The organism is Streptomyces sp. W16, from assembly GCF_033194735.1.
In the GTDB taxonomy this organism is placed as follows: domain Bacteria; phylum Actinomycetota; class Actinomycetes; order Streptomycetales; family Streptomycetaceae; genus Streptomyces.
In genome coordinates this window covers 1-15,316 of sequence record NZ_JAWOAI010000225.1, presented here as the reverse complement: position 1 = coordinate 15,316, position 15,316 = coordinate 1, and the positions used below count along the sequence as shown (strand labels likewise).

Below are 15,316 nucleotides of genomic sequence, written 5' to 3'. Positions count from 1 at the left end.
AACACCGGCCGAGCGCGGGCCTGTTGACCCGCGTCGAGTTCCCGCACGGCGTGCGCGTCGACGGCTGGGTGGAGACCGGCACCGAGGTGACGACGTCGTACGACCCGATGCTCGCGAAGGTCATCGCCTACGGCTCCGATCGCGCCCACGCGCTGCGACGGCTCGACGAGGCGCTGGCCCGCACCCGCGTGGACGGCATCGAGACGAACCTGGGCCTGGTCCGGGCGGCGCTGGCGGAGCCGGACTTCCGTAAGGCCGCCCACTCCACGGCGACCCTCGCCTCAGTCACCGACCCCACGCCCCGCATCGAGATCGTCGCCGGCGGCACCCTCACCACGGTCCAGGACTGGCCCGGCCGCACCGGCTACTGGCAGGTCGGCGTCCCCCCGTGCGGCCCGATGGACGACCTCTCCTTCCGCCTCGGCAACCGCGCTCTCGGCAACGAGGAGGGCACCCCGGGCCTCGAATGCACGCTCCAGGGACCGACGTTGAGGTTCACCCACGCGACCACCGTCTGTGTCACGGGCGCACCGGCGCCGGTGACCGTGGACGGCACACCGGTCGCCCAATGGGAACCGGTGTCCATATCCGCCGGCGCACTGCTCGAAATCGGCGCACCGGCCGAACACGGCCTGCGGACCTACGTGTTGTTCGCGGGCGGCCTGGACGTGCCCGCCTTCCTCGGCAGCGCGAGCACCTTCACCCTGGGCCGCTTCGGCGGCCACGGCGGCCGGGCGCTGCGCACCGGCGACGTCCTGCACGGCGGCACGGTCACCGAGGGCACACCGGTACCGACCGCGGACCGCCCGGCCTTCGGCGCCGTATGGGACGTGGCGGCGGTCGAAGGCCCGCACGCGGCACCGGAGTTCTTCACCGAGGACGACATCCACGACTTCTACGCGGCCGACTGGAAGGTCCACTTCAACTCGGCCCGCACAGGCGTCCGACTGGTCGGCCCGAAGCCCCGCTGGGCCCGCACCGACGGCGGCGAGGCGGGCCTGCACCCGTCCAACATCCACGACACCCCGTACTCGGTCGGCGCGGTCGACTACACGGGCGACATGCCGGTACTGCTCGGCCCCGACGGCCCGTCCCTCGGCGGCTTCGTCTGCCCCGCGACGGTCATCAGCCAAGAGCGCTGGAAACTGGGCCAGTTCAGGCCCGGCGACACGGTCCGCTTCGTCCCGGTGGACGTAGACGGCTCCCCCCGCCCCGCCATCGTGGACAGCGGAATCCTGGCCCAGGACGGAGACGTCACCTTCCGCCGCAGCGGCGACGACAACCTCCTGGTCGAATTCGGCCCCATGCAACTGGACTTGGCGCAGCGCATGCGGGTCCACGCCCTGATGGAGGCGGTCTCAGAGGCCGATTTCGAGGGCGTCACGGACCTCACCCCGGGCATCCGCTCCCTCCAGATCCAGACGGACCCGAGCCGTCTCCCCCAGTCCGAACTCCTCTCCTCCGTAAGGGAGATAGCGGCGGCACTCCCGCCCACCGACCAACTGGTCGTCCCCTCCCGCACGGTCCACCTCCCCCTCTCCTGGGACGACCCGGCGACCCGCGAGGCGATCGCCCGCTACATGGCGGGCGTCCGCGACGACGCCCCCTGGTGCCCCTGGAACATCGAGTTCATCCGCCGCGTCAACGGCCTGGACTCGGTCGCGGACGTCTACGACACGGTCTTCGACGCCGAATACCTCGTACTCGGCCTGGGAGACGTCTACTTGGGTGCCCCGGTGGCCACGCCGCTGGACCCGCGCCACCGCCTGGTCACCACCAAGTACAACCCGGCCCGCACCTGGACCGCGGAGAACTCGGTCGGCATCGGCGGCGCGTATCTCTGCATCTACGGCATGGAGGGCCCCGGCGGCTACCAGTTCGTCGGCCGTACGACCCAGGTGTGGTCGGGCTGGCAGCAGCGCGGCGCGTTCGAGCCCGGCTCCCCGTGGCTGCTGCGCTTCTTCGACCGCATCAAGTGGTACCCGGTCGAGGCGGACGAACTCCTCGAACTCCGGGCCGACATCACGTCCGGCCGCTTCGTCCCGCGCATCGAGGAGGGCACGTTCTCGCTCGCCGAGTACGAGGCGTTCCTCACCGAGAACGCCGAGTCCATCGCGGAGTTCAGGACCCGGCAGCAGACCGCGTTCGGCGCGGAACGCGACGCGTGGGAAACGGCGGGCGAGTTCACCCGGGCGGAGGCGGCAACAGCCCCGGCACCCCCGCAGGCCGAGGTGACGGTCCCGGCGGGCGGACGCCTGGTGGAGGCCGAATTCGCCGCCTCTGTCTGGCAGTTGAACGTGGAACCCGGCGACGAGGTAGTAGCGGGCCAGCCCCTCCTGGCCCTTGAGGCGATGAAGATGGAATCCAAGGTCCACGCCCCGATGGCCGGTGTGGTGGCCGAGATCCTGGCCAGGCCCGGCGACCAGGTCGAAGCGGGCACGGCGCTCCTCGTCCTCGCCCCCACAAGCTGAACAGCAAGGAGCACCAAGAGATGTCGACCACCGTGTCCCGAGTCCGCGCCGCCTACGCCCGCATCGAGGCCGTGGACCGCCCCGAGATCTGGATCGACCTGCGCCCGCAGGCAGAGGTCGAGTCCGAAGCACAGGCGATGGACGAGCGAGTGGCGGCGGGCGAGCAACTTCCCCTCGCCGGGCGCCTGTTCGCGGCCAAGGGCAACATAGACGTGCACGGCCTTCCGACGACGGCGGGCTGCCCCGCGTACGCCTACGAGCCGGAGACGGACGCCCCGGTCGTCGCCCGTCTCCGCGCGGCCGGCGCGATCGTGCTCGGCACCACGAACCTCGACCAGTTCGCCACAGGCCTGGTCGGCACCCGTTCCCCCTACGGCGCGGTCCGCAACGCCCACGACCCGGCGCGGATCAGCGGCGGCTCCAGCGCCGGTTCGGCCGTCGCGGTGGCCCTCGGCATCGTCGACTTCGCCCTCGGCACCGACACGGCGGGCTCGGGCCGGGTCCCCGCCGCCTTCAACGGCATCGTCGGCCTCAAGCCCACCCGGGGCCTGGTCCCGACGGCGGGGGTGGTCCCGGCCTGCGCCTCGATCGACTGCGTGACGGTCTTCGCCCGCACCCTCCCCGAGGCCGAACAGGCCCTGTCCTTCATGACCTCCCCACCGGACCGCGACCTCCCGCCCCTCCCCCAGCGCGCGCCGGGCCCGTGGCGCATCGCGGTAGCGGCAAGGGATCAACTGGGCGAACTGGACGAGGGTTGGGCGGAGGCGTACGAGGCGGCGGTGGAGCAGTTCAGGGGCGCGGGCGCAGAGATCCGCACGCTCGACCTCACCCCCTTCACGGAAGCGGCGGCGATGCTCTACCAGGGCGCGTTCGTGGCCGAGCGCTACACAGCGGTAGGAGCCTTTGTCGACAAGGCGATCGCATCCGGCACCGAGGGCCTGGACCCCACGGTCACCGGCATCATCACCCGAGCCCGCGACATCCCGGCCCACCAGCTGTACACCGACCAGGACCGCCTGGCGGCCCTACGCACCCGCGCCCTGTCGGAACTGGCCGACGCGGACGCCCTGTTGCTCCCGACGACTCCGGGCCACCCCACCCTGGCCGAGGTGGCGGCCGACCCTCTGGGGGCCAACGCCCGCCTGGGCCGCTTCACCAACTCCACGAACCTCTTCGACCTGGCAGCGGTAGCCGTCCCTTCGGGTGAGGTGAGCGGGCTCCCCTTCGGCGTGATGCTGATCGGCCCGGCGTTCACGGACGACCGCCTGACGCAGATCGCGCGCGATTTGGAGCCGTCGGTCCAACTGGCAGTGGTGGGCGCCCATTTGACGGGCCAGCCCCTGAACCCCCAACTCCTGTCCTTGGGCGCCCGTTTGGACCGCACGACGACAACGGCCCCGGTGTACCGCCTGCACGCCCTCGCAACAACGCCGCCCAAGCCGGGCCTGGTGCATGTGGGCGAGGGCGGCGCGGAGATCGAGACGGAGGTGTGGCGACTCCCGGCGGAGGGCTTGGGCGGACTGCTGGCCGCACTCCCCCGCCCGATGACGCTGGGAAGCGTGGAGTTGGCAGACGGCACGAGAGTCCCGGGCTTCCTCTGCGAGCCCGCAGCACTGTCAGACGCAGAAGACATCACCAAGTACGGCGCCTGGCGAACCTACCTGAGCCGATAGCTTTTAGGGGCGCGGGGAACTGCGCGACCAGCCACAGCGAACTCGCACCCGACCAACGCACCCGCACCCGTCACCCCACCGACGAGTAGGCCACAACCCCCCGCAGCAACAGATCAACCGCCTTACGCGCATTCTTGGCCACGGTGGACGACGCCTCGCCCCCAGTAACCGGCGCCGCAGCAGAAATCTGCCCCAACACATCGATCACCTGCTTGCACCACCGAACAAAGTCCCCGGCCGGCATCTCAACGTCCCGAAGGACCTCGTCCAGCCCCTTCCCACTGGCCCACATGTACGCGGCCCAGGCGAAGCCGAGATCAGGCTCCCGCTGCCCGACCCCCTCGGTCTGGGTGATCCGGAAATCCTCCTCCAGGGCGTCAAGACGCCCCCAGATCCGCACCATTTCCCCCAGCGCGGCCTTGGCCGCCCCGGACGGCACCTTCGGCGTCGTCGCATCGTCACTGACCCGCGCCTCGAACACCAGCGCAGAGACACACGCGGCGAGTTCAGCAGGGGCAAGCCCCTCCCAGACACCCTCCCGCAGACACTCACTGGCAAGCAGATCAAGCTCGCCGTAGAGCCGCGCCAGCCGCTTCCCGTGCTCGGTGACCTCGTTGCCGCGCAGATAGTCCAGCTCGGTGAGGAGCGCGACGATCCGGTCGAAGGTCCGGGCGATCGTGTTGGTCCGCCCCTCGATGCGTCGCTCCAGCTGCGTGGTGTCCCGCTGCAGCCGGTGGTACCGCTCGGCCCAACGGGCGTGGTCCTCACGGTCGTTGCACCCGTGACAGGGGTGCGCGCGGATCGCCGTACGCAACTGGGCGATCTCCCGGTCGTCGGCGGCCTGCGAGCGCTGCTTGCGGGCCCGCTCCGGCGGGATGTGCCCGGCCTTGGTGCGCAGCGCGGAGGCCAGGTCCCGACGGGACTGCGGGGAACGGGGGTTGAAGGACTTCGGGATCCGCATCCGGTCCAACGCCTCGACGGGCACCGGGAAGTCCATCGACGCGAGCCGCTTGACCTGCCGCTCGACGGTCAGGACGAGCGGACGCGGGCCGTCGTGCTGCTCGAAGCCGCGGTGGCCGTTGGACCGTCCGGCGGGCAGGCCCGGGTCCAACACCAGTGCCAGACCCGCGTACTTGCCGGTCGGGACGTGGATGACGTCTCCCGGCTTGAGCTTCTCCAACGCGACGGCGGACTCGGCGCGCCGTAGCGCCACGCCCTGCCGGGCGAGCTCGGTCTCGCGGTCCTTGAGCTCACGACGCAGCCGCATGTAGTCGTCGAAGTCGCCCAAGTGGCAGGTCATGGAGTCCTTGTAGCCCTCCAGGCCCTCCTCGTTGCGCTGCACCTGCCGTGAGATCCCGACGACCGACCGGTCCGCCTGGAACTGCGCGAAGGACGTCTCCAGCAGCTCCCGCGACCTGTGCCGCCCGAACTGCTCGACGAGGTTGACCGCCATGTTGTACGACGGCTTGAAGCTGGAGCGCAGCGGATATGTACGCGTGCCGGCGAGTCCCGCGAGGTGCTCGGGACTGATCCCGCGCTGCCACAGCACGACGGCGTGGCCCTCGACATCGATGCCGCGGCGGCCGGCCCGACCGGTCAACTGGGTGTACTCGCCCGGGGTGATGTCGGCGTGCTGCTCGCCGTTCCACTTGACGAGCTTCTCCAACACCACCGAGCGTGCGGGCATGTTGATGCCGAGCGCCAGGGTCTCCGTCGCGAACACGGCCTTCACGAGCCCGCGCAGGAACAGCTCCTCGACGACCTCCTTGAACGTCGGCAGCATGCCCGCGTGGTGGGCCGCGATACCGCGCTCCAGGCCTTCCAACCACTCGTAGTACCCGAGGACATGGAGGTCCTCGTTCGGAATGGACGCCGTGCGCTCCTCGACGAGGGCGCGCACCTTCTCCCGCGCCTCGTCGTCGTTGAGCCGCAGCCCGGCGTACAGACACTGCTGTACGGCGGCCTCGCAGGCGGCGCGGCTGAAGATGAACGTGATGGCGGGCAGCAGGTCTTCGTTGTCCAGCCGCTCGATGACCTCGGGGCGGCCCGGTGTCCACACCCGTGAACGCGATCTGCGCTCCCGCTCCCGGTCGGCCTCGCGCATGGCACGGCCGCGCTTGCGGTCCTGGTACGACGGGCGCTGCGCCTCCATGCGGGCGAGGCGGGTGAGGTCGGGGTTGACGGCCTTCTTGTTGCCCTCGCCCTCCTCGAAGAGGTCGTACATCCGCCGCCCGGCGAGCACGTGTTGGAACAGCGGGACCGGCCGGTGCTCGGAGACGATCACCTCGGTGTGGCCGCGGACGGTGTCGAGCCAGTCGCCGAACTCCTCGGCGTTCGACACGGTCGCCGAGAGCGAGACCAGGGTGACCGACTCGGGGAGGTGGATGATCACCTCTTCCCATACGGCGCCGCGGAAGCGGTCGGAGAGGTAGTGCACCTCGTCCATGACCACGTAGCCGAGGCCGAGGAGGGTCTGTGAACCGGCGTACAGCATGTTCCGCAGGACCTCGGTGGTCATGACGACCACCGGTGCCTCGGAGTTGACGCTGTTGTCGCCGGTGAGCAGGCCGACCTTGTCCGCGCCGTAACGGCGGCACAGGTCGGCGTACTTCTGGTTCGACAGTGCCTTGATGGGGGTCGTGTAGAAGCACTTCTTGCCCTGCTGGAGGGCGAGGTGGACGGCGAACTCGCCGACGATCGTCTTGCCGGAGCCGGTGGGCGCCGCTACCAGCACGCCCTTCCCCGCTTCGAGCGCCTTACAGGCCTCGATCTGGAAGGGGTCGAGACCGAAGTCGTACATCTCGCGGAAGTCCGCGAGCGCGGTGGCCTGCTCGGCTGCCCGCAGGCGGGCTGCCGCGTACCGCTCGGCCGGGGAGAGGTCCTCTGTCATCGTGCTTTCGAGCGTACCGGGCGCCACTGACAACAGGACGATCATTATCCGTTCCCATAGGTCCTCCACACACGGAGACCAGCCGCCCGCGCTGCGGGAACGGCTGGTCTCGGCGGAGTTCGGGAAGGTGATCAGGTCACGTCGTCATACCCGTTGACGCGGTCCGAACCGGTGCCGCTCGCCTGCTCGGGCAGGGCCGCCCGGCCGGCCGAGACGGCTTCGACGTCGCCGATGTCCTCGGGGGTGAGGTCCAGGTCGGAGGCCTCGTCGTCGTCCGGTCCCTCCGCGTCGCGACGGCGCTTGCGCCGGTCGTTGAGCAGGGAGAAGACGACCGCGCCGAAGTACAGCACCCAGATCGGCCCGGCCAGCGCCAGCATGGTCAGCGGGTCGGTGCTGGGAGTGGCGACGGCCGCGAAGACCGTGATGCCCAGGATCATGGCGCGCCACCAGCCGAGCATCCGCTTGCCGGTCAGCGCACCCGTGAGGTTGAGCATGATCAGCAGCAGCGGCAGCTCGAAGGAGAGACCGAAGACCAGAACCATGCGGGTGACCAGGTCGAGGAGGTCGTCCAGCGGCAGCAGGTTGTTGACGTCCTTCGGCGTGAAGCCGATCAGCACCTTCGCTGTGGTGGGCAGCACCTTGTAGGCGAAGTAGGCGCCGCCGAGGAACAGCGGGACGCCGGTGCCCACGAAGGAGAGCGCGTACTTCTTCTCGTTCTTGTGCAGGCCCGGGGCGATGAAACCCCAGAGCTGGTACAGCCAGACCGGGGACGCCAGGACGACGCCGGCCATCAGGGACACCTTCAACGCCAGCGTGAACGGCGTCAGCAGACCGTTGATCGTGATCTGCGCGCACTGGTGCGTCTTGTCGCCCGCCTTCTGCAGTTCCTCGAAGGTGGAGGCGCAACCGACCGAGTCCAGCACCGGCTTGGTGATGATGTTGACGATGTCGTTGTAGAAGAAGGCGGCCACGCAGGTCACCACGATGATGGCGAGCATCGCCTTCGCGAGCCGGTTGCGCAGCTCGCGCAGATGGTCCGCGAGGGGCATCCGCCCCTCGGGGTCCTTCTCCTTCGTGCGGGCAGACTTAGGCAACCCACGTCCTCATCTCGTGCGGCAGGCCGGGGGCGTCCCGGCCCTGCGTCAGCGCTTGGTCGTGTCCGACGGCTCGGTGACGGGGCGCGAGCTGGTCACGTCGCCGGGGGCCGCCTGGATGGTGCGCTGCACGGGCTCTTCGGTGTTCGGCGGGCCGGCGGGGGCGGGGGCGGTGTTGCCCTCTTCCTTCATCGCCTTGGCCTCGCTCTTGAGGATGCGGGCGGACTTGCCGAGGGAGCGGGCCATGTCCGGAAGCTTCTTCGCGCCGAAGAGCAGCACGACGACTACGAGGATGAGAATGATCTCGGGAGCTCCGAGCCTTCCGAACATAATTCTTTACCTTCTCACCGAGGCGGCTGGGGTGGGGGTGCTGTCCGATCGGTCGGACATCTGTCCGACCTTCGTGCTGCCAGCGATCGTAACGCTCAGGGGTAAACGTCAGGCAATCCCCGTGCGTACTCCCGGTCCGCGCTCCGGGCCTCGTTATCCGGACCGCGATCAGCAGCGTACCCGCCCCGACCGACAACGTGACAGGGCAAAGTGACGCGAAGCGCATCAGGCACGCAACTCACACCCCACGCATACGTGACTCACAGTGCGTCGACGGAACGGGCCGTCGAAACAGCCGCTCGCTCCAGGTCCTCGGCCGCCCTGTTGATGCGCTGCGCGGCGTCCGTGACCTGGCGTCCGAGCCGCTGCGCCTCCAGGAAGACCCGGACGGCGAGCACGCCGAGCACGGCGAGACCAAGGAAACCCACAGCTACCGCGACCATCGCCCAGAACATGGGGCGAGCCTAGACCCTGCTACCCGACGGAGGTCAGCCGCAGGGTCCTGACCCCGCCGCCGGTGAGCAGCTCGACGATCCGCTCGCCCGCGGGCTTGCGGACCGCGGCGCCGCAGTCGGGGCAGGTGAAGGAGTAGAAGGTCGTACGGCTGGTGGCGCCGATGGCGAGGCGCAGAGCGCTCGCCGCCAGTTCGAAGTTGCCCCGGCAGTCCGGGCAGCCCGCTCTGAACACCACTGGCATCACGTTCTTCATCCCGGCGAAAGCGGCGGCCACCGTCATCTCCGGAACATCCGAGACGCCCGGGACACCCGACATCGTCGACTCACTCACAGCTCCTGCTCCTGCCTGTCGTCAACTCCGTGCTGCACACCGTCAACCACGCTCTGCGGTCCGTCGTACGCCGCCAACGCCTCGCGGGCGGCCCGGCGGGCGCTGTCGGCGAGATCGCTCGGCGAGACGATCCGGCCGTCGCGCCCGAGCCGCAGGGCCAGGCGTCGAAGGGACGTCGGGTCGGGGGTGCGCAAGGTAATACGCAGCCCGCCGTCGGGAAGCTCATCGGCACTGTCGTGCGGGTAGTACTCGGCGACCCAGCGTCCGCCCGGGCCGACCTCCACGACGACCTCCGGGTCCTCGGCGGCAGGCTGCACCAGCGCCTCCGACAGGTCCCGCAGCTCGATCTCTGGCGGTGCGGACGGCTCGTCGAGGATCTTGATCTCGGCGACCCGATCGAGGCGGAAGGTGCGGCGCGCCTCGGAGCGGCGGCACCAGGCCTCCACGTACGTGTGCCCGACGCTGACCAGCCGGATGGGGTCGATCTCGCGCTCGGACAGCTCGTCGCGAGCGGGTGAGTAGTAGCGGATCCACAGCCGGCGGCGCTCCGAGATCGCACGGTCGACGTCCGCGAAGACACCGCCCTCGGACTCGAAGGTCACCGAAAGGCGTGCGCTGGCGCCGGCCGCCTCACCGGCCGCCGCCTCCAGCTTGGCGTTGGCCCGCAGCAGCGCCTGCCGGTCGCTCTCGCGCAGGCCCGGCAGCGTGGACACCGCGCGGGCGGCCACCAGGAGCGCGGTCGCCTCGTCGGCGGCGAGCCGGAGCGGTTCGGCGACGTCGTCCGGGTTGTGCCACCAGATGCGGTCGCCGTCGGTGTCGATGTCGAGCAGGTCCCCGCCCCGGAAGCTGGTTCCGCACATGGGCAGGATGTCGAGGTCGGAGACCAGCTCGTCCTCGGTGATCCCGAAGGCACGCGCGACATCCTCGACGCGTGCTCCGGGGCGCTCCTTCAGATAGGTCACCAGGGAGAGCATCCGCCGGGTCTGGTCGATGGCGTTGACGGGCCTGACCGGTTTGCCTGCCACAGTTCTCTTCCGCTCCCCCTCAGCCCTTGGCCACGGCACGCAGCCGGTCCACCACGTCGGCCCGCAGCTCGGCGGGCTCAAGGACGACCACGTCCGGCCCGAACTCGACCAGCCAGGCGTCCAGTCCGTGGCCGTACGGAATCTCCAACTCGTCCCAGCCGTCCCCGAGTTCCCGCACCGCCGCGGCTTTCGCCCGCAGGGGGTACCCGGAGCCCGTGCGCAGCCGGATCAGGGCGGAGCGGTCGGCGGTCTCCCCCGCCCAGCTCGCGACGGTCTCGCGGACCGTGACGACGTCGGGGATGTCTGCGGTGAACCGCCCGTTGCGGGAGCGCACCTTGCCGGTGATCCGGGAGAGGCGGAAGACACGCTCGGCACCCCGGTCCCGGTCCCAGCCGGCGAGGTACCAGTGGCCGCGCCAGCACTCAAGGGCCCATGGCTCGACGCTGCGGGTCTCGGGGCGGGCGGCGGTGGCCTTGCGGTACTCGAACACGACGGGCCGGCGGTCGCGGCAGGCGAGCATCAGCGGCTCGAACGACGCCTCGTGCACCGGGATACGAGGCTCCAGGGCGCCGTGCGGCTCGTACGGGTCGAGGTCCTCGGGCATTCCGGCGGCGCGCAGTTTCTGCAGGGCGCCGCTGGCCGCGCCGGCAAGCCGGGCCTGCTGCCACACCTTGGCGGCGAGACCGAGCGCGGCGGCCTCCTCGGCGTCGAGGGTGATGGGCGGGAGGCGGTTGCTGTCGCGGCGGGCGAGGTAGCCGACCTCGCCGTCCAGGTTCTCCACCGTCTCGATGACCAGCCCGAGTTCGCGCAGATCGTCCTTGTCGCGCTCGAACATCCGGTTGAAGGAGTCGTCACTGCCCGCTTCGAGGTAGGCCTCGATGGACTCGCGCAGCTCACGCTTGCTGAGCGGTCGCCGGGTCCCGAGCAGACACAGCGCGAGGTTCATCAGCCGCTCGGCCTTGGCAATGGCCATCGACGCCCTTCGCCTTCCTCTGTACTTACGAACGATGACCGTACCGCCCCGAGATGGCCTGACAAAAGCCGAGGGCCCATGCCCGAGCAGGCATGGGCCCCAGGTGATCGGGTCCGGTCGGATCCGGTGATCAGACGGCGACGAGGTCGACCACGAAAATCAGGGTCTCGCCCGGCTTGATCGCCGGGGTCGGGCTCTGGTTGCCGTAGGCGAGTCGCGCGGGGATGGTCAGTTGGCGACGGCCGCCGACCTTCATGCCCTGTACGCCCTGGTCCCAGCCCTTGATGACACGGCCGCCACCGAGGGGGAACTTGAACGGGGTACCGCGGTTCCAGCTGGCGTCGAACTCCTCGCCGGTGCTGAAGGCCACGCCCACGTAGTGGACGGTGACGTTCTGGCCCGCCACCGCGACCTCGCCGTCACCCTCCCAAAGATCCTTGATCTCCAGGTCGGCCGGGGCTTCGCCCTCCGGGAAGTCGATCTCGGGCTTCTCGATGCTCACGTCTCTGGCTCCTGCTTGTGTACGACAAGACAACTCGGACAGTCTCGCATCCCGGCCGGAGTCCTGCGCCGGCCAGGCCGTTCATCCGCGGGACTACATCGCCGCCAGGATGTCGACCGAGAACACGAGGGTGTCGCCCTTCTTGATGGCGCCGCCGGTGGGCGGGGTGTCGCCGTAGGCCAGGTCGGCGGGCGCGACGATCAGGACGCGGCTGCCGACCTTCTTGCCGGTGACACCCTGCGCCAGGCCCTTGACGACCGACTCCATCTGCGAGATCGCGAACTGGCTCAACCGGCCCTGGGAGTACGTCGATTCGAACTGCTTGCCGGTGCTCCAGACCACGCCCTCGAACTGGCACAGGATCGTCTGGGACGCCTTGACGACGGCTCCGTCGCCCTCCAGGACGTAGTTCGACACCAGCTTCTTCGGCGGGTCCACCTTCGGGACGGTGACCGAGGGGGCCTTGCCGTCGGTGTTCGTACCGACCTTGGGCAGTGCGCTGTCGGACTGGGCGACGGCCTTGCCCTTGGCGGAGCTCTTGATGTTGAAGGCGTCCTGCACGTCGATCACGAAGACGAGCGTGTCGGTGCCCTTGATGCCCGCCTGGCTGTTGCCCGTCGTGCCGTATCCCCAGGTCGGCGGGATGGCCATCTCGACGCGGCTGCCGACCTTCCGGCCCGCCAGGCCGTAGCGCCAGCCGTCGATGATGCTGCCCTGGGCGAGCTGGATGACCAAGGGGGTCTTGCGGTCGTAGGAGTTGTCGAACACCTTGGCCGTCGACCAGATCTGGCCCAGGTAGTTCACCTGGACGAAGTCGCCCTCCGCGACGGCCTTGCCGCTGCCCGCGATGACCGTCTTGACCGCGAGGTTCTTCGACGGGTCGCCGGTGCCCTTGGCGACGGTCGGCTTCTCGTCGAACTTCGTACCCGCGGTGATCGCCGGCACCGGACCGTCGACCACCTTCGGCGGCGGAGCGGTCGTGGCCGAGGCGGACGGCGAGGGCGACGGCGACGCGCTGGCCTTGCTTGAGGAGGAGTCGCTGTCGCCGCATCCCGCGAGCGTCACGAGTCCTGCGGGAACAGCGATGAGAAGGGAGCGTCGGCGCACGGTGAAGGCCTCGTATCGGTCGATCTTGTTGATGGCGTGCGCGCAACTCTACGGCGTGGCACGGGCCCCGTACGTGAAACGTACGGGGCCCGTGTGGCGTACCGAATATGTATCCGGACATCGGTATCCGGACGCTTTTGCCCTACATTCCGGCGATCAGTTTCTCCACCCGGTCGTCCACGGAACGGAACGGGTCCTTGCACAACACGGTGCGCTGTGCCTGGTCGTTGAGCTTGAGATGCACCCAGTCGACGGTGAAGTCCCGCCGCTGCTCCTGGGCCCTGCGGATGAAGTCGCCGCGGAGCCTGGCCCGAGTGGTCTGCGGCGGAACGGACTTGCCCTCGAAGATCTTCAAGTCGTTGCAGATCCGGGCGGCTTGGCCCTTCCTCTCCAGGAGGTAGTAGAGCCCTCGGCGACGGTGGATGTCGTGGTAGGCGAGGTCGATCTGCGCGACCCGCGGGTGGGACATCGTCATGTTGTGCTTGGCCCGGTACCGCTCGATCAGCTGGTACTTCATGACCCAGTCGATCTCGGTGCCGATCCGGTCGAGGTCCTCCGCCTCGATCGCGTCGAGCGTGCGGCCCCACAGTTCGAGGACCTGCTCGACGGTGCCGGTACGGATGCCGCGGCGGTCCACGAAGTCCACGGCCTTCTCGTAGTACTCGCGCTGCACCTCGATCGCGGAGGCCTCGCGCCCGCTGGCCAGACGCACCTTGCGCCGGCCCGTGAGGTCGTGGCTCACCTCACGGATCGCCCGGATCGGGTTCTCCAGGGTCAGGTCACGCATCACCGTGCCCGCCTCGATCATGCGCAGCACCAGGTCGGTGGCGCCGACCTTGAGCAGCATGGTCGTCTCGGACATGTTCGAGTCGCCCACGATGACGTGGAGACGGCGGTAGCGCTCGGCGTCCGCGTGCGGTTCGTCCCGGGTGTTGATGATGGGCCGGGAACGCGTCGTGGCCGAGGAGACGCCCTCCCAGATGTGTTCGGCGCGCTGGCTGACGCAGTACACGGCGCCGCGCGGAGTCTGCAGAACCTTGCCCGCGCCGCACAGAAGCTGACGCGTGACCAGGAAGGGGATGAGGATGTCCGCGAGCCGGGAGAACTCGCCGTGCCGTGCCACCAGGTAGTTCTCGTGGCAGCCGTACGAGTTGCCCGCCGAGTCGGTGTTGTTCTTGAAGAGGTAGACGTCGCCCGCGATTCCCTCCTCGTGCAGGCGTCGTTCGGCGTCCACCAGGAGTCCTTCGAGAATGCGCTCGCCGGCTTTGTCGTGGGTGACCAGTTCTGTCACGTTGTCACATTCGGGGGTCGCGTATTCCGGATGTGAGCCCACGTCGAGATAGAGCCGGGCGCCGTTTCGCAGAAAGACATTGCTGCTGCGGCCCCATGACACGACACGGCGGAAGAGGTACCGAGCCACTTCGTCGGGAGACAGACGCCGCTGTCCCCTGAACGTACACGTGACGCCGTACTCGTTCTCCAGCCCGAAAATGCGGCGGTCCATGACTGAACATTACGCCCGATCCCCTGTGCTGAAACGGGGTTCGACAGCTCGGTTTGGATCATTTTCCGATGAAGTCGCAACCACCGCACCCCCGCCGGGAGCTGCGAGGACCCGTCCGGTGGCCATCAGGACCAGCAACGACACGGCCCCCGCGACCCCCGGCACGGCGAACCCCCACAGGGCTCCACCGGCCTCTACGACCGGCCCTGCGACGCCCGTTCCGACCGACGCCCCGACGGTGAACGTCGTCACAAGCCACGAGAAAGCCTCGGTGACCGTCCCCTTCGGGGCATGCCGGTCCACGATGATGAACGCACAGGCGAGGGCGGGCGCGAGGAACACCCCGGCGAGCACGGTCAGCAGCACCATGGCGACCGCGCCCGGCATGAGCATCAGCGGCAGGTAACACACCGCCAGCAGCCCCACCAGGACCCGCAGTCGACGCTCAGGCACCCCGCTCCACTGCCGCGCCCCGTAGACCGTCCCGCCCAGCAGCGCGCCGAGACCTATCGCCGCCATGAGCCACCCGTACACCACGTCACCGCCGTGCGCGTCCGCGTACGGCACGGAGGCGACCGTGATGGACCCGAGCGCCATCCCGACGAACAGGAAGGCGCCCAGGAGCGCCAGCAGCCCCGGCGAGCGCAGGGCGCCCAGCCAGTGCGCGGCACGCGGAGCCGACCGCCACGCGCGCGAGGGCGGCGAGACGACCACGGAGAGGGCGCCCAGCACCCCGATGACGTTCAGCACGAGCAGCGCCACCGGGGCGGACCACAGCGACACGAACACCGTCACGAGCAACGGCCCGACGGTGAACATGACTTCCTGCGCCACGGCGTCCATGGCGTACGCCGTGTGCACCTGCTCCTCCCGGCGCAGCACGGCCGGCCACAGGGCGCGCAGACCGCCCTCCAGGGGCGGCGCGAAGAGGCCTGCGGCGGCCACGGCCGCGTAGGCGAGG

At 69.5% G+C, this 15,316-nt stretch carries 13 protein-coding genes; 2 read left to right on the top strand and 11 right to left on the bottom strand.

Annotated elements, in window-relative coordinates:
• On the top strand, positions 1 to 2,471 hold a 2,471-nt coding region (locus R6V09_RS27430; RefSeq protein WP_317884109.1), incomplete at its 5' end, for a 5-oxoprolinase/urea amidolyase family protein.
• Positions 2,472 to 2,491: 20 nt separating this feature from the next.
• Positions 2,492 to 4,144: an allophanate hydrolase gene (gene atzF / locus R6V09_RS27425; RefSeq protein WP_317884108.1), complete on the top strand. Its 1,653-nt coding sequence runs from the start codon at positions 2,492 to 2,494 to the stop codon at positions 4,142 to 4,144.
• Positions 4,145 to 4,214: 70 nt separating this feature from the next.
• Here the strand turns inward: atzF and R6V09_RS27420 are convergent, their stop codons facing one another.
• From R6V09_RS27420 to R6V09_RS27370, 11 genes are all read right to left on the bottom strand, one after another.
• Positions 4,215 to 7,079: a DEAD/DEAH box helicase gene (locus tag R6V09_RS27420; RefSeq protein WP_317884107.1), complete on the bottom strand. Its 2,865-nt coding sequence runs from the start codon at positions 7,077 to 7,079 to the stop codon at positions 4,215 to 4,217.
• Between the two features lie 86 nt (positions 7,080 to 7,165).
• Positions 7,166 to 8,128, bottom strand: coding sequence for a twin-arginine translocase subunit TatC (tatC, locus tag R6V09_RS27415; RefSeq protein ID WP_317884106.1), 963 nt, complete (start codon positions 8,126 to 8,128; stop codon positions 7,166 to 7,168).
• A gap of 48 nt (positions 8,129 to 8,176) precedes the next feature.
• Complete coding sequence (gene tatA, locus R6V09_RS27410) at positions 8,177 to 8,458, bottom strand: Sec-independent protein translocase subunit TatA (RefSeq protein ID WP_317884105.1); 282 nt, start codon at positions 8,456 to 8,458, stop codon at positions 8,177 to 8,179.
• Positions 8,459 to 8,718: 260 nt separating this feature from the next.
• Entirely contained in the window at positions 8,719 to 8,913 is a 195-nt protein-coding gene (locus R6V09_RS27405) for a hypothetical protein (RefSeq protein WP_317884104.1), read from the bottom strand.
• Between the two features lie 19 nt (positions 8,914 to 8,932).
• Complete coding sequence (locus tag R6V09_RS27400; RefSeq protein ID WP_442810143.1) at positions 8,933 to 9,244, bottom strand: hypothetical protein; 312 nt, start codon at positions 9,242 to 9,244, stop codon at positions 8,933 to 8,935.
• Positions 9,241 to 10,269 (bottom strand): helix-turn-helix transcriptional regulator, encoded by a 1,029-nt coding sequence (locus R6V09_RS27395; RefSeq protein WP_317884103.1) that lies wholly within the window; start codon positions 10,267 to 10,269, stop codon positions 9,241 to 9,243. The genes R6V09_RS27400 and R6V09_RS27395 overlap by 4 nt, the downstream gene beginning before the upstream one ends.
• A gap of 19 nt (positions 10,270 to 10,288) precedes the next feature.
• Positions 10,289 to 11,242, bottom strand: coding sequence for a helix-turn-helix transcriptional regulator (locus R6V09_RS27390; RefSeq protein ID WP_201049780.1), 954 nt, complete (start codon positions 11,240 to 11,242; stop codon positions 10,289 to 10,291).
• A gap of 130 nt (positions 11,243 to 11,372) precedes the next feature.
• Positions 11,373 to 11,744 carry an FKBP-type peptidyl-prolyl cis-trans isomerase gene (locus tag R6V09_RS27385; RefSeq protein WP_317884102.1) on the bottom strand — a complete coding sequence of 124 codons (372 nt, stop codon included), beginning with the start codon at positions 11,742 to 11,744 and terminating at the stop codon, positions 11,373 to 11,375.
• Positions 11,745 to 11,837: 93 nt separating this feature from the next.
• Positions 11,838 to 12,851, bottom strand: a complete 1,014-nt coding sequence (locus R6V09_RS27380; RefSeq protein WP_317884101.1) for an FKBP-type peptidyl-prolyl cis-trans isomerase — start codon at positions 12,849 to 12,851, stop codon at positions 11,838 to 11,840.
• 142 nt (positions 12,852 to 12,993) lie between these two features.
• Positions 12,994 to 14,355: a Pup--protein ligase gene (pafA, locus tag R6V09_RS27375; protein ID WP_317884100.1), complete on the bottom strand. Its 1,362-nt coding sequence runs from the start codon at positions 14,353 to 14,355 to the stop codon at positions 12,994 to 12,996.
• Between the two features lie 9 nt (positions 14,356 to 14,364).
• Positions 14,365 to 15,316, bottom strand: a 952-nt coding sequence (locus R6V09_RS27370; RefSeq protein WP_317884099.1) for an MFS transporter, incomplete at its 5' end; no start/stop codon positions are given.